Annotated in this window: 26 protein-coding genes; 12 read left to right on the top strand and 14 right to left on the bottom strand. The window is 28.1% G+C overall.

The genetic code is table 11. The features are described 5' to 3' along the window. Positions 1-313 precede the first annotated feature (313 nt). The 13 genes from NYE73_RS07270 to NYE73_RS07210 all read right to left on the bottom strand — a co-directional run bounded on the left by NYE73_RS07270 (position 314) and on the right by NYE73_RS07210 (position 5,961). Positions 314-694 carry a zinc-finger-containing protein gene (locus NYE73_RS07270; protein ID WP_340815305.1) on the bottom strand — a complete coding sequence of 127 codons (381 nt, stop codon included), beginning with the start codon at positions 692-694 and terminating at the stop codon, positions 314-316. Between the two features lie 29 nt (positions 695-723). After that, positions 724-1,104 carry a hypothetical protein gene (locus tag NYE73_RS07265; RefSeq protein ID WP_340815303.1) on the bottom strand — a complete coding sequence of 127 codons (381 nt, stop codon included), beginning with the start codon at positions 1,102-1,104 and terminating at the stop codon, positions 724-726. Between the two features lie 338 nt (positions 1,105-1,442). Next, entirely contained in the window at positions 1,443-2,063 is a 621-nt protein-coding gene (locus tag NYE73_RS07260; RefSeq protein WP_340815302.1) for a hypothetical protein, read from the bottom strand. 107 nt (positions 2,064-2,170) lie between these two features. Further along, positions 2,171-2,440, bottom strand: coding sequence for a stage V sporulation protein S (locus NYE73_RS07255; protein ID WP_281115021.1), 270 nt, complete (start codon positions 2,438-2,440; stop codon positions 2,171-2,173). 120 nt (positions 2,441-2,560) lie between these two features. Next, positions 2,561-2,716, bottom strand: coding sequence for a hypothetical protein (locus NYE73_RS07250; protein WP_257521526.1), 156 nt, complete (start codon positions 2,714-2,716; stop codon positions 2,561-2,563). A 116-nt stretch (positions 2,717-2,832) separates the two neighbouring features. Continuing rightward, positions 2,833-3,111, bottom strand: coding sequence for a hypothetical protein (locus NYE73_RS07245; RefSeq protein ID WP_340815299.1), 279 nt, complete (start codon positions 3,109-3,111; stop codon positions 2,833-2,835). Between the two features lie 25 nt (positions 3,112-3,136). Further along, positions 3,137-3,412 (bottom strand): hypothetical protein, encoded by a 276-nt coding sequence (locus NYE73_RS07240; protein WP_340815298.1) that lies wholly within the window; start codon positions 3,410-3,412, stop codon positions 3,137-3,139. A gap of 33 nt (positions 3,413-3,445) precedes the next feature. Beyond that, entirely contained in the window at positions 3,446-3,799 is a 354-nt protein-coding gene (locus NYE73_RS07235) for a helix-turn-helix domain-containing protein (protein ID WP_340815296.1), read from the bottom strand. Between the two features lie 84 nt (positions 3,800-3,883). Continuing rightward, complete coding sequence (locus tag NYE73_RS07230; protein WP_340815295.1) at positions 3,884-4,246, bottom strand: hypothetical protein; 363 nt, start codon at positions 4,244-4,246, stop codon at positions 3,884-3,886. 40 nt (positions 4,247-4,286) lie between these two features. Next, complete coding sequence (locus NYE73_RS07225; protein WP_340815294.1) at positions 4,287-4,475, bottom strand: hypothetical protein; 189 nt, start codon at positions 4,473-4,475, stop codon at positions 4,287-4,289. A gap of 33 nt (positions 4,476-4,508) precedes the next feature. Continuing rightward, positions 4,509-4,685 carry a hypothetical protein gene (locus tag NYE73_RS07220; RefSeq protein ID WP_281115027.1) on the bottom strand — a complete coding sequence of 59 codons (177 nt, stop codon included), beginning with the start codon at positions 4,683-4,685 and terminating at the stop codon, positions 4,509-4,511. Positions 4,686-4,731: 46 nt separating this feature from the next. Next, entirely contained in the window at positions 4,732-5,217 is a 486-nt protein-coding gene (locus tag NYE73_RS07215; RefSeq protein ID WP_340815293.1) for a hypothetical protein, read from the bottom strand. Positions 5,218-5,634: 417 nt separating this feature from the next. After that, positions 5,635-5,961: a hypothetical protein gene (locus NYE73_RS07210; protein ID WP_340815292.1), complete on the bottom strand. Its 327-nt coding sequence runs from the start codon at positions 5,959-5,961 to the stop codon at positions 5,635-5,637. A 1,037-nt stretch (positions 5,962-6,998) separates the two neighbouring features. On the opposite strand from NYE73_RS07210, the gene NYE73_RS07205 reads away from it, so the two are divergent. From NYE73_RS07205 to NYE73_RS07170, 8 genes are all read left to right on the top strand, one after another. Further along, positions 6,999-7,616 carry a DNA-directed RNA polymerase subunit alpha C-terminal domain-containing protein gene (locus NYE73_RS07205; RefSeq protein WP_340815290.1) on the top strand — a complete coding sequence of 206 codons (618 nt, stop codon included), beginning with the start codon at positions 6,999-7,001 and terminating at the stop codon, positions 7,614-7,616. A 110-nt stretch (positions 7,617-7,726) separates the two neighbouring features. Next, positions 7,727-8,179: a hypothetical protein gene (locus tag NYE73_RS07200; protein ID WP_340815289.1), complete on the top strand. Its 453-nt coding sequence runs from the start codon at positions 7,727-7,729 to the stop codon at positions 8,177-8,179. A 34-nt stretch (positions 8,180-8,213) separates the two neighbouring features. Further along, the gene (locus NYE73_RS07195; RefSeq protein ID WP_340815287.1) at positions 8,214-8,504 is read left to right on the top strand and encodes a hypothetical protein; all 291 of its coding nucleotides are present in this window, start codon (positions 8,214-8,216) and stop codon (positions 8,502-8,504) included. 381 nt (positions 8,505-8,885) lie between these two features. After that, positions 8,886-9,077 carry a hypothetical protein gene (locus tag NYE73_RS07190; protein WP_340815286.1) on the top strand — a complete coding sequence of 64 codons (192 nt, stop codon included), beginning with the start codon at positions 8,886-8,888 and terminating at the stop codon, positions 9,075-9,077. Positions 9,078-9,207: 130 nt separating this feature from the next. After that, a complete protein-coding gene (locus NYE73_RS07185) occupies positions 9,208-9,603 on the top strand; it encodes a hypothetical protein (protein ID WP_340815284.1) in 396 nt (131 codons plus the stop codon). A 183-nt stretch (positions 9,604-9,786) separates the two neighbouring features. Then, the gene (locus tag NYE73_RS07180) at positions 9,787-9,990 is read left to right on the top strand and encodes a hypothetical protein (RefSeq protein WP_340815283.1); all 204 of its coding nucleotides are present in this window, start codon (positions 9,787-9,789) and stop codon (positions 9,988-9,990) included. A 184-nt stretch (positions 9,991-10,174) separates the two neighbouring features. Continuing rightward, complete coding sequence (locus NYE73_RS07175; protein ID WP_340815281.1) at positions 10,175-10,582, top strand: hypothetical protein; 408 nt, start codon at positions 10,175-10,177, stop codon at positions 10,580-10,582. Positions 10,583-10,820: 238 nt separating this feature from the next. Next, positions 10,821-11,744, top strand: coding sequence for a hypothetical protein (locus NYE73_RS07170; protein ID WP_340815280.1), 924 nt, complete (start codon positions 10,821-10,823; stop codon positions 11,742-11,744). A 1,191-nt stretch (positions 11,745-12,935) separates the two neighbouring features. On the opposite strand, the gene NYE73_RS07165 is transcribed toward NYE73_RS07170, so the two are convergent. Beyond that, entirely contained in the window at positions 12,936-13,136 is a 201-nt protein-coding gene (locus NYE73_RS07165) for a hypothetical protein (protein WP_340815279.1), read from the bottom strand. Between the two features lie 345 nt (positions 13,137-13,481). Between NYE73_RS07165 and NYE73_RS07160 the strand changes: the two genes are divergently transcribed. From NYE73_RS07160 to NYE73_RS07145, 4 genes are read left to right on the top strand one after another with little or no spacing between them, the layout of a single operon-like run. Then, positions 13,482-13,664, top strand: a complete 183-nt coding sequence (locus tag NYE73_RS07160; RefSeq protein ID WP_340815278.1) for a hypothetical protein — start codon at positions 13,482-13,484, stop codon at positions 13,662-13,664. A 49-nt stretch (positions 13,665-13,713) separates the two neighbouring features. Beyond that, complete coding sequence (locus tag NYE73_RS07155; RefSeq protein ID WP_340815277.1) at positions 13,714-15,156, top strand: competence protein CoiA family protein; 1,443 nt, start codon at positions 13,714-13,716, stop codon at positions 15,154-15,156. Beyond that, positions 15,149-17,740 carry a hypothetical protein gene (locus tag NYE73_RS07150; RefSeq protein WP_340815276.1) on the top strand — a complete coding sequence of 864 codons (2,592 nt, stop codon included), beginning with the start codon at positions 15,149-15,151 and terminating at the stop codon, positions 17,738-17,740. Before NYE73_RS07155 ends, NYE73_RS07150 begins: the two co-directional genes overlap by 8 nt. Beyond that, on the top strand, positions 17,730-18,566 hold the full coding sequence (locus NYE73_RS07145) for a hypothetical protein (protein WP_340815273.1): 837 nt from the start codon (positions 17,730-17,732) through the stop codon (positions 18,564-18,566). Before NYE73_RS07150 ends, NYE73_RS07145 begins: the two co-directional genes overlap by 11 nt. Positions 18,567-18,578: the final 12 nt, after the last annotated feature.

The raw sequence follows: 18,578 nt of genomic DNA, 5'->3' as shown, positions 1-18,578 counted from the left end.
TCTTTGTAAACCTGTCATGTAAGAATTGGTATTTATTTTCTAATTCAACTTCTCTTTCTGTTTCTCTAAAATACGGAAACACATTAGTCTTATAATGCATTGCAATTGCGAATACAGATATAAAGCTTAAAAATAGAAAATACTTCGAATCATAAATAACCGTTCCAAAAATTGAAGCAAATATACATCCGATTATTATTACAAGGTATTCTTTTGTTGTATTCTTATAAAACTTAATTATAATTTTAAAGTCTGAGATAATGGTTTTTAGCATCTTGTTTCTCCTTTAATAATATTCAGTTTTTATATAAAGTCACTTTATCTCTCGAAACCATTGTGGGTTCAACAAAATATGTATAGCTTTCATTAACATTGGAATATCGAAATAACCAAAATGACATTGATTCTGTTCAATTCCTAATAAGATGGACATTCTTCGATAAGCCTCGCTACGTCCTAATAGCTTCTTCTTCCAAACAATATCAAACAGATCATGACATGCAGTTTTTAGTACTTTCATTTCTTTGGTCGCTAATACTCCTAGTGGTTTGCCATTATCATGACAACCTACACTTGCTTTACAGTTCCTACATAAATAACATTTTCCATTACCATATTCTTTCCCATAAAGTTCTTTATTTGAAGTAAATACAACTTCATGATTACAGTAAGGACATTGACTTGGTGCTTCCATAACTACTCACCTACTTTCTAAATTTATATTTATTGAAATTCAACCCATTGTTTCCTAAGATATTCCCAACATTGTTTCAAGTAAATGTTAACTTCATTCATTTCATCTTCCACAATTGTATTAATACGAACGGGTACGAAATTTCCTTTACGCTGCAACATGAAATACAGATGTAGACTGTACTCTCCTGAAATTTCACTGTCTGTCTCGTGATTATATTTCTCTTTAATGTCAAATCGGAAGCAATGGTTATAATCATGGTCAATAGTTAAATCATCAAACAACCATGCCTCTTTGAACTCCCTCCATGTGTCATACTCAGCAAGTCCGAAATTATCTAATCCATTTACATAATAATTTGAGTCATTACAGTAGTATCTATGGTTAGTTTTTTCTAATTTGATTTTCATAGTATTTCTCTCCTTAGATAATATCTATCTTTCATTTAACTTTTAATATTGATTCCAATTGATTTTAGACGTTTTAATACTTTTAAGCACACTTTGTATACTATTCAGACAAAAGCTCTCTAAAGACTTGATGGCACCTAAATTCATTAATAAAGCCAATTACCACTATTGCTAATTGAAATGCAACATCTCTCAAAGTTAATTACCATTAAAGGTTGCAAAATTCTTTGTGTATAAAGAAGAATATTTAATAATCATTAATAACCAGTATATACGATTTAAAATTTCACCTTATCAGGTAAAATTCCAATCGTGAAAATTATTCATTCTTCTACTATCTATATCATATGTAGATTTACAGTGTAATGATTATTGAATCTTTCTAATCCGCTATCTCCAAATGGATCATACTCTACTTTATGTTTTGTAATAGTAATTAGTTTTTCTTTTACTAATAGTTTATTATATTTCGTTACAGAAAAATTACTTATACCTAAATCCTCTTGAATAGTCTCGTAACTAGGGTAACAAAATTGTTTAGTTACATTCTCTCTGTTAATAAACGACTCATAATAATACATCAATCTAAATCCAATTACACCAATGGTATCTAATGATTTTAGTAAATTTAAAGGTATTTGCGTAAAGTAGTTTTCTTTATATGGTTTTAACATTGTAAAATGTATTGGATTATTAATTGGTAAACTATCAAAATCAACCCTAATTAAGTCTTGATCACTTAAAATTGAAAAACACTTCTTCACGGTTCTGTTATCTGTAATCCCTGTCACAAATTTTATATCTTTAAGTAAAACATCTATTTCGCCATTATTGAAAGCTTGAAATTTTTTAAACAGTAAAAACGCATAAATAGCAAATGACTTTTCATCGATATTAAATCCCGTGTTGCGTATTATTTCATTTGGTATCTGTAACCATATTCTTTTCTCCTTACTCATAATAATTAAATCCTTTATGTATTTTGTTATTTATATTTTTCCTTTATTTCACATTTATATAGACTAGATGATACTCCACCTCCTTCACAACTTAAACTTTGAATAATTTAATACATCTTTCTCTTTTCTATTCTCAATCTTATAGAAGTCCTACCTTCTCCTTCAATTGTGATATTTTCGAAGTATGGAATACAGACCAATTCATTACCTTCAGGTCTTACAAAACCTTCACCGACAGCGATAGCTTTTATTGCTTGATTAATTGCACCAGCACCAACACCAGCTATTTCTACACTAGGATTTTCTCTTAAAGTTGCTACAATTGCTCCTGCTAATGAATTTGGATTTGATTTACTTGATACTTTTAATGTTGTCATCTATATTTCTCCTCTATGTGCGTTGATTTTAAAGCCATTTATAGTGTGCTTGATATATTTATCATCTTTTAAAGAAAATGAGCTTATACGTAATGGAAATAATTAAAATCGCTATCCTATTTAACCATCTTTCCAATGAGTCAACTCATATTCAACTTTCTCCAATAAATCTTTAGAGAAAATTCTGACTTCTAAAGATGTGTGTCGCAAACTTGCCCATCTTAGTTCTTGTAAAATTGTGAAAATGATGATGTTATTTTTAATCTTTTTATCCATACAAACACCCCTAATTAATTTTTCATCAATAAATGATGTATGTAGCTTATGGGCATTGTACCACGTAACTAGTATATAGATAGTGTTAACATTGAGTAAAAGATGTTTTATTAAATTTAAATATCTAGCTCTTTTACATAATACCAAAATGTTTTAGGATTGCCCCAAAGCAATTCTAAGCTACTTTCTGAATAATTCAGTTGGAGAGGTTTATCAATTATAACTGTGCAACTTACTCCATCCTTTATTCCTTCTAATCTAGCTTCAAATTTATTTGTATACATATTCTTAATGTAGTTGTATGCCTCTATCTTGGTTTCAAAGGTAATTTTATTTGTTACTTCTTCGCACTCACCATTGTCTTTCCAATATTTACCTATTACAATGTAACTCAAATTAATATCTCCCCTAATAATAGTTCTATTTTAATAAATAATCTTTTGCATAATCGAAACCGAACCAGTCCAACATCTTTTCTCTAAATCTTATAAGATATGAATGCTCATTACCCATCCAATCTATAATATTGACATCATAATCATTAATTGTATAATTTTCTTCTATCCCTTCATGATCTCTAAGTGTAACTCCTATACAATGATCTAATCTCTTATAGTTCAATTCAAGATAGTTCGGTGAGTAAATTTCCACGATTTCTAATATTTGGTCATGCGTCAATTGAGTAACATATTTCATATACTTTTCACCTCTGTGATTCGACTAAAAAAATTAATTACTACCATAGGCATCTACTAGACCTTGGGCGTATGCTAATAACTTTATTTTCGATTCATTAATTTTTTCTTCTGGAATCAATTGGATTAGTTCAGTTAATTCTTTAACAAAATCATCATTAATATTCTTTTGAATACTTCGTCCTAAAAGATAATCAATAGTCACATCAAACAAATCAGCCATATTAAGTAAAGTTTCTAAGGTAGGTTGCTTTGTACCGTTTTCATATGCGGTATAGGAAGTCCTTGCTACATTCAATTTGTCAGCAACATAACCTTGAGTCCAATCTTTATTTGATGCTTTATTTTCTTCTCTTAGCCTCTTAAGTCTCGCTGCTAAAATATCCATGATTCACCACCTTCAGATTAACTTTGAATAATAACTTCATTTTATAGCGAATATAGATCAGGTAGGTAGCAAGCTCCTTGATTTTCATAATCTATATTCATGAAAATTTCCATCTTCATAATCATAAAGGTTAATTAAGTTACCATTAATTTTCCCATCATAGAATTGACCAGATGCGTAATCATATCCCTTAAAGGTAGATTCTATAATCGTTAAATCTGTAAAGTTTCCAATGCTATAATGATACAGACTAAATTTATCACCATTTTTATTACCTGTGATAAAGTTACCCATTTGATTATCATATACATTAACTCTATCAGAAGTTACTTCTCCAGAATACTGAAGATGAACCCCATCCTCAAATGAATAAATAAAATTTACTGTATTGTCCAATACTAATCTACCTGCAATATACGCAACAACATCTCTAAGTTCTTTTTGCATATCAATTTCCCCTTTGTGGTTAGTAATTAAAAGACTTTTATTATTTGTCTTCTACACTAATTAATGCACTCTTAGCAATTTCAACTATCCGCCCAATTTCTGGCTTAATACGCAAATATGGCGCATCAGATTTAATAACAGTACCACTAATTGTTTTTTCTACAGGATATTTAATTTTACTTCTTGATTGACCAATATATTTTATTACTTTCAGTTTTTTGCTATCCATAATTTTCACCTCTTTTTATATAAAATGCTGATTTTACTTAATTCTTTTTACTGCATTTTTAAGTTTTCTAGCAATATTACTTAAACTCTCTACATTCTCTGTATCTAAAGATTTTACCTCACCTAAAGCACTGATACAGATAGGCTTTACAGGATTATTTTTAACATAATTAACAAATACCTCGCTGTTAACGAATTCTTCTAGTTTCAAGATACCACTCCTAATTTTTAAATAATATTATACTTTTACGAAAATTTTAATTAACTTGAGCATGTTTTGGATACGGTGGAAAACCACTCATTTCTCTACCATTAAGGTCAACAACTGTAATCCAACCAGCAACATTATTAAATTTCACGTAATGCGATAAACCTAAAATTGTACCAACTCGTTCCATAGTGTAAAAATGTTGGTCTGCCATAACTATTTTCATAGAAGTATCATCATTCACAGCTCTGTATATCTCCCATTCATTTGACATTTCTTTCAAATGAAGATATTCATATTCTTCATTAGGAAATCGTTCTTTGAGTCTTTCTTTAGTAATAAAATCATAACGCATTACACTAACCATCATAGCGTGAGTTTGTATATCTTTGAACGATACTATTTCATGTTGGTCATTATACTCAATTACATCTGCTATAAGCTCAAAAACTTCATCACTTAAGTCGTTGATATATTCTATTTCGTATTCGTTTGTTGCAATTTTTTCAATAAGGCTTTCCTTTGTATATCTCATCATTAATCATCTCTTTTCTTATTCTTCATAATCAATTTTACTTGATGCTCAAATGGTATACAACTTCCAACTACAAATATTAATTTGCACTTATAATCAGTTGCTGCCTCCATTTATTCTTAAGATAAGACTACCACATCATAAAATACAAAGTCAAATACAATTATGTATTTTTATATTTAATTTGATAATGGTTAATTGGACAGGAAAATTCTATACGATTCAAATTTCAAAATCATACAATTAATAAATCAAGATTTTATCTATCTCTATATTCGTATTAATAATTCTACACATCCTAATTACCTAAATGTAAAATTCTACGATTTTGATTTTTTAATTCTACAGTTTTGACTTTACTGCCACCTCAATCTTTAACTCCGCCATTACTTAGATCCATCATATATATTTATGCATTTAGTTAGCTAATAACTTCATGTACCCCTTTTGTAGCTCTTTCATTTGATCCTTATAATAATCAACTTCTTCTTTTGTGTAGCTTGGAGCAAAAAATGCAGGAACTTCAATTTCTACTTCTGAGTTATTTACAGAAATTTCGTAACGAGCAAAATCATATTTATCCACTAATTCGAAGCCATATTCATTATTTATATTGTTAATGCATTCCTCTCTAACTTCAGCACTCATTTGTAGTAGTGAATTGTATACCTCATACTTATTATAACTAACTCCAGTACCATATTCCGCAGCATTATTAACAACTAATTTTAATTGATTCATCATTTTTATATCCCCTTTATCATTTTAAGTATTTATTCATATAAATTATATCACAACAACTTAACTTGTTTCTTTGTAAGATTAGCTTATTTTTATATCCATATTCCAATTATCCATAAAAAATTACATTATTATGTATTTCTCATTTTATTTATCGTAAGAATAACCAATCTTAAGTAGTGTTAATCTTACTCTAAGTAGATAATTGGATATTTAACTAAAATTTATCTTACTTGTAAGCTATAAGTAAATTATACATAAGATACAAGTAAGATACAATAGTTTTTTATATTTATTTTTGTATATTTTGGAAATATTAATTATTCTTATCTACTTCCTTTTTTCTTAATAAATGATCAGTTTGGAAAAAATTCTGTTGATACGAGGATTAATAAAGTTGATTTAATCAATAATAGATAGAATTTTAAATTGAATATAAGATTAGAATAGATTTGGAAGTTCATCCGTTTTCAAAATCGTAGTGATCTGAATGTGTCGTTTTTCTAGTTAGAACTTTTTACATAATTGATAGCTGCCTAAAACAAAGAAGTAATTCAATTCAACTGTTACTACTTAAAATTTCTAAGAAGTCTCAGTGTTATTATTTAATTTCTGTTACTATATGCCGATCATGCCCCTCCTCCTACAATCTATACCTGAACTGATGGTGTTAAAATTCAAGTTCTGTTACTAATAATGTTGTTTGGTGTTAAATTAAAATTGCAGTCAGTTAATATAGATTCGTTTATTATAGGAAGAAACTCTGTATATTTGTTAAGAAACATCCTGTAAAGCTCTATAAATAATCATTCATAAAACAAAATTTAAATTTTAAATAAATAAATACATAATACAGTTGACTCCATTATTGGTGGATGTTAATATTAAGACAGTTAATAATTACATAAAAACAAGTAAGTACTTTATAAAGTCACCTAGTCGCCATGACCTCAAAAGAGTGAGCGTACAATGTAACAAAGTAGCGATGATATGAGCATAGGTAATTTTATAATGTACTTACTAAATGGGAGGAAATTATAATGAAAAAATTTAATGTTGCTGAAAATATTCTAGTTGCTACTTCTAACGGTTTTAAAAATTCTATCCAATCGGCTGTGGATTTTACGTCGAGAGAGCGTAATTCATATGGTCAAACTATATATGATCGTTCATTTATCGCTACTATCGTAACATTCAACCCAGTAAATGCAGAAGTTGAATACTTTGCTGTTCGTGAGTTTGTAGACACAGACGATACAAAACGTATCAATGAATTTATTCAAGATACAATCACTCGTATTTCATCTAAAGAAGAATATGCACAAAATGAATTAATTGCTATTATTAAAGCTTCTGAATTTGAAAACTATGGACAAGTAGGATACCCATCTAAAGAAGAACAGGAAAACCGTAATTTAAAATTAGAAAATAAATTTATGTCTTTATATATCAATATCATTAGTCAAAACAATGATGACAACCGAGAAATTGAAGCATTAAAATTATCCGTTCGTTCTTTCAACTGCTTAAAACGTGCAGGATATAACACTGTACAACAAGTAAAAAATGCTACTCTTGACGAAATGATGAAAGTTAGAAATTTGGGGAGAAATTCTTTAATTGAAATAGAACAGATTTTAAATATTAAATTTGCATAGCCAAATAAACTCGTCACAGCGAGTATAAAAAGGCATTAAGCTGTGAGCGTTCCTTCCAATATGGAAGGAGGTTGTAACAAAATACATAACCCACTCAGGAGGAAATAAAAATGATATTACAAAACAAGATCAGTGCACTAGCCAGTATGACAGCTAAGGAGTTACAAGTAGAAGCAAACAAAGAAGGTCTAGCGTGGTATAACCGTGAAGAAAAACGTAAAATGCGTAAAGATGAAATTATTTCAATGTTAACTAATCATTACACAAATTTAATTGAACAGGATCAAAACTTAGAAATTGAAAATTCAACTACTGTTCAATTGGTTACACATTTTAAAGAATTAGCTTCCAATGCTGTAAATACAGCTAAAGAAGACTATGATAAAGCTACACAACAATTGAGTACTGTTAAAGAACTACTATCTGATGCATTAGTAAAGCTGCATGATAAGCTTACAGATAAGAAAAACAAGCTACTAGCTCATAAATGGAATCTTACTATCAATAACATTAAGTTCATTTTATCTACAGCAGAACATAAAATTAAAGCTGTAGTTGCTTAAATAAAAAGTAAATATTATATAAGGAGAGATGAAAATGAATATAGTCACATTTAATGGTTTATTAACTGATGAACAATTAAAACTTGTTGAAAAAATGTTAGAGGAAAACGGCAAACTAGAGAAAACTAAGATTAATAATAAAATTTTCGAATATCCAGTTTTTAAACCTATCCAACAAGGACATAAAGAACTATGCAACTTAAATAGCTTCAAAATATCAGTATTACTTCAAAAAGTTGAATTAGCTACTCTCAACATAGGTTCAGGTTTAGACTTTAAAACTGGATTACATTTAACTAATTATTTAAACTTACTCTATAAATAATCTTTTTAAATAGAGTACCCCTTCCCCATTTATGAAGTGAGGTGAAAAGATCTTGATGCAAAAATGTATAGCTGCTATTGACAATTATTTTTGGTCACCTGAAGATAATCCAAAAGACAAAGTATCATTTTATAAGGTCGCTTTATCAGTCAACGCTATATCTATTTTAATGCTCATATTTATTCTTTCGAAAATTAATTAAATAAATACATAAAAACTATTGCGTTTTATATGTACTAGTGTATAATAAGAATTAAGAAAAGGAATTATTAAAATTTAATCAGAGTAAATAAGCCCATATTGTTTATTGTGATTAAATTTTAAGCTCGGAATTCTTAAATAATATATGCTTTTTATAAAAACAATCGGAGGGAAAACAAAATGAGTACAGATATTAATGCAATGGTTGCTGAGTTTTTGCGTTTAGAGGCTTTGGAGAATGAACTAGCTGATCATGATGAATTAGACAAAGCGCAAATTGTTAATGATAAGAAATGGAAAGTTAAAAAGATGGCTCGAAGCTATAATGTCGAAAAGGAATTTTCAGAGGCTTTAAAATCAGCACGTAAATAATAATCACGCCTGCTTTCCTTAATTGGAAGGCTTTTTTATTTGAATAATTACATAAAATATACTTGAATATATTTAGACTTTTGTTTATTATTAAATTAATAAATACATAAAATACACGGAGGTTTTACTCATGACAAACTATTATGACAAACAAAGTGCAAAAGTTGCGTTAATGCATGTGCTTAAGGAAAATGGATGGACTATTTTTGGATATACTCCAGACGAAAGCGACGCAATGACTGATTACTGGTCTCCTGCTCATTGGGATGGTGTAGTAACTAAAAATGGTTTTGTGTTATTAGTAGATCAATACAGCACGTCTAATAGTGGTCGTGAAGTAAAGTCATATAACTACAATGGTAAAACTAACAACTATGATAAAATTAAAAAACTTGAAGCAACTATGAATGATAATGCATCAAGTGAAAACGAAAAAGAAGTAGCTGCATTGGATAAAGTGACAGAGACAGAGTATCAGATTGAATTTGAAGACGGTTATGCGTATAGGTTGAGTAGATATTTTTAGATTGAGTAAATTTAAATATAATTTGGTTCTCTCCTCTTTCCTTGAGTTTATTTAATAAAATACATAAATATAGTTGTATTATTTAAAAACCTGTGATATACTATATTTAAGTTAAGAAATACATAAACAAATCACAAAGGTTGTAGGTGCAACAAGGCATCAAACCAAAAGGAGAAAATTAAAATGACAAACGTAATCATGAATAAAGAACATGCTGAGTACAATATTCGCTACTCAAATCGTGAAATGGAAGTATGGAGAAACTTTATCGCCAAAGAAGAAAACAAATCAAAACCAAATGAAAAAATGCTAACAAGCTTCCAAAAGTTTTATGATAAGTATTGGAACATGAATATCGAAGCTAAACTATATCTAGGTTTAATTTAAAGCCACCTTACAAGTGGTTTCTTTTTGCGTTACTGTCAGTTATTAATTAGTTACATTATAATTAATATGTAAAATACATAAGAAAGTAATGAGAGATATATGAATATGATTAGAGATGATACATTGTATAGTTGTACCGCTTCCCTAACTAACTTGTAAATAAAATTGAAAAGGAATTGATTAGATGAAACTAAAATATATTAATCTTGAAGCGTTGTCAGAAAAAGAAAAGGAAATAATTAATTTCGTAGGTAAACATAAATACAACAAATTAATTTATACTGAAGAGTTATTAAAATTTATTCATGCCAAATATGAAGTTAGAGAGAAGTTGAATGGAATATCAAGCAATAGGTATCATGGATATATTTGTGTATACAATGATGATACAGTAATAGCAATATTAGAGTTTGACAACCTAACAATTGATGAAGACGCTAAAAAGTATAATTATAAAAACATTCCAAGAATAATGTTAACTAATCATTGGAAAACAGAAGTTCACTATGCATTATATGAATGCTTATTAAAGTTTCTTCCTGATAATATTAGATTGAAAAACTTAATACGTATTTTTAATAAAACAACTTAACATTAATATGGTGCTTTTGTGGTTGTAAGTTCAATAATTACATATAATTATAAATTAGTCTGCCTTGAGCAACACAATATAGGCTAGATAGTCTGCTTCGAGTAACACCTAAAAACACCTTCAATACTCAATGTTTATATGGTTATTAGAGGTGTTTTAGTAAGTCTTATCTATCTATATCACAACTAAAAAAAACTAAATATAAAAGTAAAGGATGATTAATATTAATTTTTCTAATTTGAATAGTAGAACACATAATAAAATAGCTAAACTTAGAGATAATCATACAGTTATAAATGGTAGAATGTATGATTTAGAAGGTGAGTATATTGGAGATAGATACTCTCATGATCTAAGAGTAAATTATTCAGATGAACAGATTGAAGGTTTTAAATCAAAACATGAGATGATTGAATTCGAAAAAGAACATGGTGGATTTGTATTCTTATTTTATCAGGTTAATAAGAGCATGAGTAACTACATAAATGATTTAACTAAACCATACATAACAAGATTACTCTATTTAACTACTTATGTAGCATATAATAGTAATAAAATTCAATATGATAATGGTAGAAGTATTTCAGATAAAGACTTAGCTGCAATGTTGAGGTTAAAGACTAGACAATATAATATCTACATAAAGAAGTTAATTGATAATGATATATTAAATGTAGATATAGATGGTAACAAATACATAAGCAATCACATTTGTAAGAATGGTTCGTTAGATAAAAAACATTTACATAAACATGATATAAAATATACTAGATTATTCCGTAATACTGTTAGAAAGTTATACGATTGTTCTACAGTTAGAGAGTTTTCAAGGTTATCTACTATCTATATGATACTACCATATATTAATCTATATACTAATATTATCAGTCACAATCCAAATGAGATAGATGAAGATAAAGTTATTCCAATGTCAATAATGGAATTAGCGAATAAACTAGGTTATAGAGACTGTACTAAATTAAAGAGTGCGATGTATAAGACTATATTTGAAGATGAATATTCGTTTGCATTTGTATCGTTAGTAAATGATAGACGTAAGATGAAGATATTTGTTAATCCTAAGCTAATGTTTGCTGGATCACCAGAGATGTTAAAGGTATTACTTATTATATTTAGAGACTTTAACAATAATAACAAATAAATAATAAGAGCCTGACGCACAACTGCAAGCAGTCGTTTGTCCACAACGCTAACAAGTTAGCTTATGTGATTATCATTAAATAATTATGATAGAATTTAAATTTTATTTATCTTTAAAAGTTGTACGTTCTTACCCATTATATATGATTATTAAGTGACTAAAAGGGACAGTATTTAGTAAATACATAAAAAGTAATTTAAGGTGCAACTTAATATATATTATATGAGTAGTGGTAAGTTGAAATATACTTGCTGCTACTTTTATTTTTTGTATGTGTAAAGTTTAGTTGATGCGATACTGTGGTAAGAGTGTATGGAAATTAAGTTCAAACTTATCAACAGAGTTATACACAAGTTATTAACATATCCACAAGTGGGATGAAATGATTAGGAATGAATATTATAAGTCTTTGGTCACACGGCATCTGTTATATAACGAATAGAACAGTTTAAAATTTACACAGTTTTAGATTATACATTGTTTATTTTAGAACGTTTGTTCTTATTTATTCATCTTATTTGCTGCTGATTATACTGTAAATAAGTGGTTATTATAGGTAAAATAATATACATTATATCCTTATCACCATTGAATATAGGGGGGTATGTTTACATTTTGGAAGTAATTGGTTGTTCTATATAGTTGCCTACCTCTTCCATCCACACAGCATGACAATTTTTCAACTTACAAAATTTTATATTACTTTATACCCACCATCCACTCTTCCTTTATTCGTTTTCGCATTCGTCTGACACCCTCAAAACCATTGTAAACATTGAATATAACAACATAGGACTTTTGTCACTTTACCTTATTTTATCCTCTATTTCACCTCAAATAGCATCTAAAATGCCCATATTCATTGAGTTTTACGATTAAAACGGTACGACTAAAATTAATACATTCCTTATAATAAGGATAAAATTCCAATAAGCATTGGATATTCCCCTACCTTTTCCTCTATTTCAGCAGACAATAAAATAACTCGAAAATTAACGATCATTCATCTCCAATCCCTTGTAAACACTACATATCAGCAGCAGGATTCCCATAGTCAATCGACTAAGGATGAAATTCTTGATTATCGTCTTTTCGAGTTCAAAAATTGCTCATTATTCAATTATTAAGTATTCATACAAATTAACTTATGATATTTATTTGTCATATTAAATATAAATTTGATAATATGAATTAGCTTAGTAATCTACCATTCTCTACAATATCAATTGCGTACTTTAATACGCTTTTTTTGGGGAGATCATCTTTGGCGCACATTGCCAATAACCTTAATGACTCTTCAGGTTGAGTTATAGATAACTTACTTATAATTAATAATAGTGCAGAATCTACTGAATCATTTTCACTTAAATCAACAGTTTTTATTTCTTTCATATATACTACTCCACCTTTCTATAGTTATAATTATTGGTATGATTTCTATAAATTACAAGAAAAACACTCTTCATTTCATTAATTATACAAACAAACATTAATCTTACAGTTTAAATAATACACCATAATACCTATCAAAGCTATTCAGATATTACATATTTCTACATGATTCGACAAAAAATCGATACAAATTTTGCCAACATATAGATTTTAACGGTTTTATTGAATTAATACTACTCATATAGTGGATATTAAAAAATATTTTTAACTTTGACTGTCACTTCTCTAACTTTTACATTATAATATTAATAAATACATAAAATATAATTTAAAAGGAGATTTTATATGACTACAAAATTTAACAAAGAGGATGTTTTATTTTATTTAGAGGAAATGGTACAAATGGAGATGGCCACTTCTATTGAGGAAGATGTCTACTATTCACTTAAACAAGATAAGAAGATAACTAGAGAACAATTAAGATCAGTATTACAGCGTATGCATAAATGGCAAAATACTAAATTTTAATTATATAAATACATAATAGAAAATTAGATAATTATAGAGAGGATACATAATGAATATAAATTTATGGTTTGCTAGGAATAATCATGGTGAAATTATAACAATTTTAAATTCAAATATTACAAATACATATACCTGCCCTATTTGTAACAGTGAAGTAATTCCAAAAGCTTTAGAGTCAAAGCAAGTTACTCCCCACTTCGCACATATCGATAGGAGTAAATGTACTGGGGAATCGTTTATCCACTTTTGGATGAAACATGGATTTATTGAACGTGGAGATACATTTACAATCATTTCAGATGAATCACATATTTTTACATGTAAAGATTTTAAAACTGAGGTTACGTTTAATTTAAAAACAGGAGTTTATCGTCCAGACATAGTAATTGAAACTGAATGTGGAAATGAAATTGTTTTTGAAATGGCTCACAAAAATAAAAAGAAAGTTCAAGATTACATTGATCGTTGGATTGAGCTAGATAAGATTGTAGTTGAAGTGGATACCCCTACTCTGACTGGTCAGAATGAAGTAAAGGAATTTAAAGCCTTATATTATAAGGGTAAATGTTTCAATTTCAATAAGCGTGATGGAGGATATTATAAAACTATCGGTAAGTTGAAAGAGAAAATGAAACAAAGTGGTAAGTATGATATTGAATTGGTGAAGAAGTTGGATTGGTTTTGGGATGAGGTTTGTAAATATGAAAACAATGAAGACATAGATTTAAATGAGATGTATTTATTTTTGGAAACTATGAATCCTGAAGAGTTTAAAATAATCGACATAGCTTTAAAGAAACGAAAAAGTAATGAGATAATAAAAGGATTTATGGATACAATGTATAAAAAGTTATTTAAACAGGAAAAGGAAAAAGTAAAATTTATCGAAGAAAAATTTTTAAATGTCAACTATTTAAATAAAATGCTAAAAAGCAATAAAATCGAGTACATTGTTGAATCCATAGAGTTTTCTATTAATAAATTTTATATCATGTACAAAAACAATGACGGTTCGAATTATAAGATAGAATTCAAATTATACAGATATGACGGTGTAGATATAGAAGAAAGATTGAATAAAATACACAATAGAATGGCGTACAAAGAAATTGAAAGTGTATTAAAGCATTCTATAGATGAACTAAATAATGATTATAAAGAAGTTTCGTTTAAGTTAGACTTTGATAGAAAAGGTTTTGCGATTACAGTTAAACATTTATTTAACAGATTGGATGAATTATTTTATTTCGATTATTATAACTATGATGAAATTTACATGTATAAAAATGATTTTATCGATAAGTCTAAGTTTAAAAATAACTTACTTGATAAATCATTTAAAGGATCGAGAGAAAGAGAATGTAAAACTTGCAGCAAGTTATTCAACGTTTCTTCGAAAGAATATTTCTTTTATATTGGTAATCGATTGGAGATACCAAAACGATGTAAATCTTGTCGTAATAAACGTAAAAAGGAGAAATTGAATGGGTAAAATCAAAATGTACACTTTGTTGAAACTTAAAATCCAAGATATAATTAAATCTGAATATAAGATATCTATTGATGATGAATCTAAGAAAAAGTATCAAATCAAACTGCCAGAATCTCTTCTGTTCCATCAATTAAATATCGTTCGTGGACACAATAATGAAGAAATCAACGAATTCATCTTTGTAGAAGCGAAAAGAAATAAGGATAGAGAAGAAAAGCTAATTAAACTATTACGAGATGGATTTATTTGTAATAATAAAAAATACATAAGGTTTGGTAAAAGTCCGTCACAAGGTAAAGATGGTATTACAACTTTTGTACAAGAAGAGTATTACAAAGAATTAACTGAGCGCAGTAAATTAGGATTAAACATCAATAAGTGCGTAATTTCTAAATATGAAAGCTATAGATCACTAATTTTTAGTTCATGTCACATCGTAAATGAAGATTTACCCAATATTGTTATTGTTGATGAGTTTGAGAAAATTATACCCAACCAGAAGATTCGATGTGCTAGGGAAAGAGAATTTGAACATATTGACAAAGATACAGGTGAGATTAAAAAATACAAAAATCGAGTGATTGTAGAAGATAAAACTGATATAACTATCTCCCCTTTTGATGGTTTTGGTTTACATACTAAAGAAGTATCTGAATTATTAAGAAAAACAGTATCTGAAAAATGTAAATCAGTTTTATTCCAAATAAGATTACCATTCATGAAAGGTGTAACCGTAGAATTCAATTTTAAAGAGTACCTTAAAAATGAACTAAAAGTGAGTAAAATTAAAGATGTTTTTGGGAAAGAGCATGATGTAGATGACATAGATTGTTTATGGAATATAACTATGTGGAAAGGTTATTCCTACTTTAAACAAGAGTACGGTATTGATGGATGGACTAATTACATAGAAAGCGTAGAAAAGTATGGATATAAACTAGGTATTAGTAAATATAGTCATCACAAAAATGACTTTAAATTATATTCACGTATGAACTTTCAATATTTACAATGCTTAAACTTATTGAATAAAAAATATGTAGAAAAATATAAAAATCACAATTTCGATTATGACATTTTAGATGAATCAAATCATGGTAAAATCATAAATTTAGCTAAATACTCAACGAATCTAATTGAAAACATAGTTAATGGCGATAAGTTATATACTTTAAAATTTTTAGGAATACATAATACAGGTAAATTTGATGAAATTTCTAGTAGTTACGAAAAAGCTATATTGATAAATGACGCAATGTTAGATGATGTCAGCATAAAAAAGATGTTAAAGCGTAGAATTGATAAGACAATAAATATGATGAAATATGGTAAGATTTATGTTAAAGGTCATTATCACACGGTAGTCGGAGATATTATAGGTTATTTGGAGTTTTGCGCCAATAAAACGGTAAATGGGTGCTTGCAAAAGGAACAGTTCTTAGCAAAAACACTCACTTTAGGTAAAGTTGCATCTATGCGAAGTCCGCTTGTTGATGCTTCTGAAGTAAATATTGTTGAGCTAGTTGAAGATGACTTTTTAAACAAATGGTTTTCACATTTTCAAGATCAAGATATTGTAATGATTAATATGTATGATTTAACCATGCAGCAACAAGGCGGAATGGATATGGATGGAGATACTGTACTACTTACCGACAACGATATAATCATTAAATCCAAGATAGACCTACCAATTGTAGTGGACATGGAGGATAAAAAAGGTGCAGACCCAGTAGAATACAACGCAGAGAATATTATCAAATACGAATTAAATAGTAGAGATAATCGTATTGGTGAAATAACAAACATTGCTACCTCTATTCTAAATCACTATACTGAGAATACTAAATGGAAAAAAATTAACGAAGATAATATTGCAATGCTAAGACTTTATCAAGGTAAGGAAATTGATTTCTTGAAAACTGGATTCAGATGGTATATGACGAAGAATTTAAGTAAATACAAAGATAAATTACCTCACTTTTTACTATACAATTATCCAAATAAAATGAAACGGTATAAGAAAATTAAAGAAATAAATAAATCATTAGAAAATGGAGAAAAAATAGAGACAGATTCATTCAAGTCCCCTACCCCACTCAATGAACTATGCGACTACATATGTCAATGGGAAAGAAAAAAGTTAAAACCTAAAAATTCAGTTAAGAACAGTCAAAAGTTATTGACTAATAATTCATTGGAATTGAATGATAAAAAAATAATTCGTAAAATATCAACCATCTACAATGAATTTACAGACAAACTACGTGAATGTGACGAAGATAACATTAATGATTTGTATGATGAATATAAGGAAAAGCTAATCGTATTAAAGGATGAAATACGAACATTATCGGAAGATGAATTTATTAATTACTGCATCAAAACAGCATACCGTTCAATGGGAATTGATAAATCCTTATGTTGGTATTTATTCGGTGATGAGATGATTAATAACTTAAAAAACAACTCCCCTATTACAAAGGAATTGAAAATTGTAGAATGTGATGCAGATGATACTGAAGGAAAGGAGTTTTTAGGACGTTATTATAAATTCGTAGGAGTTGAAAATAATGCTGAGTGAATTATTAGAAGACTATCAAGAATTTAATGAAGATGAAGCTTTAGATGAATTTATCAAGTTATTATGGAGTAGTAAATATGGATGTAGAACGTATAGTAAGTCATATACGTTCAAAATGCAACCTGAACTCTTAGGTAATAACGAAGAACTGATTAAGATATTTGAACCTTATCAAATAATAAAGGTTAGACATGCTGTTAGTTATTATAAGGATAAACCAAACTCAATCGATATGATAAGAATACATATAAATAATATGTACATGTATCTTACTAATAGTGAAGTTTATATGTCTAAGGAATACTTTAATTATAAGCTAAAACCCAAGAAATTATACTTTAAAACAATTGAACGTATCAAAAATGGAGAAGCTGTAAATACAGACGAAATAAAATATCAATTATTAGATTTTGAAAAAAAGACGGAGGAATTGCGTTTAAGAGATGTTGAGAAAAAAATAGAATTATCTTTTAAAGAATATAAGAAAATAATAAACGGATACATATATAAAATATTTAACAACTATAAGTCACCATTTGAATACGAACAGGAAAATGGATGGGAGTTAAATGTTACGCATGATGCATGGCACGAAGATAATTATATCGTAAAGTATTTCTGTAAAAGTTTGACTGGTTATATGAAAAACTATAAAAAGTATATTAACTTTACCTATGAAAAAGAATGTAAAATGTGTGAAATGCTATTTTTACCAAACAGCAATAGACAAATTTATTGTAATTATTGTACATCGATAAATGAAAAAATAAAAAATAGAGAATATGCAAGAAAAAGCATGAAAAAGAAAAGGTCTTCAAAATGTTAAGGGTTTAGAGCT

Source organism: Lysinibacillus sp. FSL K6-0102 (assembly GCF_038003545.1).
Taxonomy (GTDB): domain Bacteria; phylum Bacillota; class Bacilli; order Bacillales_A; family Planococcaceae; genus Lysinibacillus; species Lysinibacillus capsici.
This window is presented reverse-complemented; position numbering and strand designations above follow the sequence as displayed.

Coding starts and splice junctions, on each gene's coding strand:
- NYE73_RS07270 (WP_340815305.1), bottom strand. CDS start 694: ATGGAAGCACCAAGTCAATGTCCTTACTGTAATCATGAAGTTGTATTT.
- NYE73_RS07265 (WP_340815303.1), bottom strand. CDS start 1,104: ATGAAAATCAAATTAGAAAAAACTAACCATAGATACTACTGTAATGAC.
- NYE73_RS07260 (WP_340815302.1), bottom strand. CDS start 2,063: ATGAGTAAGGAGAAAAGAATATGGTTACAGATACCAAATGAAATAATA.
- NYE73_RS07255 (WP_281115021.1), bottom strand. CDS start 2,440: ATGACAACATTAAAAGTATCAAGTAAATCAAATCCAAATTCATTAGCA.
- NYE73_RS07250 (WP_257521526.1), bottom strand. CDS start 2,716: ATGGATAAAAAGATTAAAAATAACATCATCATTTTCACAATTTTACAA.
- NYE73_RS07240 (WP_340815298.1), bottom strand. CDS start 3,412: ATGAAATATGTTACTCAATTGACGCATGACCAAATATTAGAAATCGTG.
- NYE73_RS07235 (WP_340815296.1), bottom strand. CDS start 3,799: ATGGATATTTTAGCAGCGAGACTTAAGAGGCTAAGAGAAGAAAATAAA.
- NYE73_RS07230 (WP_340815295.1), bottom strand. CDS start 4,246: ATGCAAAAAGAACTTAGAGATGTTGTTGCGTATATTGCAGGTAGATTA.
- NYE73_RS07225 (WP_340815294.1), bottom strand. CDS start 4,475: ATGGATAGCAAAAAACTGAAAGTAATAAAATATATTGGTCAATCAAGA.
- NYE73_RS07215 (WP_340815293.1), bottom strand. CDS start 5,217: ATGAGATATACAAAGGAAAGCCTTATTGAAAAAATTGCAACAAACGAA.
- NYE73_RS07210 (WP_340815292.1), bottom strand. CDS start 5,961: ATGATGAATCAATTAAAATTAGTTGTTAATAATGCTGCGGAATATGGT.
- NYE73_RS07205 (WP_340815290.1), top strand. CDS start 6,999: ATGAAAAAATTTAATGTTGCTGAAAATATTCTAGTTGCTACTTCTAAC.
- NYE73_RS07200 (WP_340815289.1), top strand. CDS start 7,727: ATGATATTACAAAACAAGATCAGTGCACTAGCCAGTATGACAGCTAAG.
- NYE73_RS07195 (WP_340815287.1), top strand. CDS start 8,214: ATGAATATAGTCACATTTAATGGTTTATTAACTGATGAACAATTAAAA.
- NYE73_RS07190 (WP_340815286.1), top strand. CDS start 8,886: ATGAGTACAGATATTAATGCAATGGTTGCTGAGTTTTTGCGTTTAGAG.
- NYE73_RS07185 (WP_340815284.1), top strand. CDS start 9,208: ATGACAAACTATTATGACAAACAAAGTGCAAAAGTTGCGTTAATGCAT.
- NYE73_RS07180 (WP_340815283.1), top strand. CDS start 9,787: ATGACAAACGTAATCATGAATAAAGAACATGCTGAGTACAATATTCGC.
- NYE73_RS07175 (WP_340815281.1), top strand. CDS start 10,175: ATGAAACTAAAATATATTAATCTTGAAGCGTTGTCAGAAAAAGAAAAG.
- NYE73_RS07165 (WP_340815279.1), bottom strand. CDS start 13,136: ATGAAAGAAATAAAAACTGTTGATTTAAGTGAAAATGATTCAGTAGAT.
- NYE73_RS07160 (WP_340815278.1), top strand. CDS start 13,482: ATGACTACAAAATTTAACAAAGAGGATGTTTTATTTTATTTAGAGGAA.
- NYE73_RS07155 (WP_340815277.1), top strand. CDS start 13,714: ATGAATATAAATTTATGGTTTGCTAGGAATAATCATGGTGAAATTATA.
- NYE73_RS07150 (WP_340815276.1), top strand. CDS start 15,149: ATGGGTAAAATCAAAATGTACACTTTGTTGAAACTTAAAATCCAAGAT.
- NYE73_RS07145 (WP_340815273.1), top strand. CDS start 17,730: ATGCTGAGTGAATTATTAGAAGACTATCAAGAATTTAATGAAGATGAA.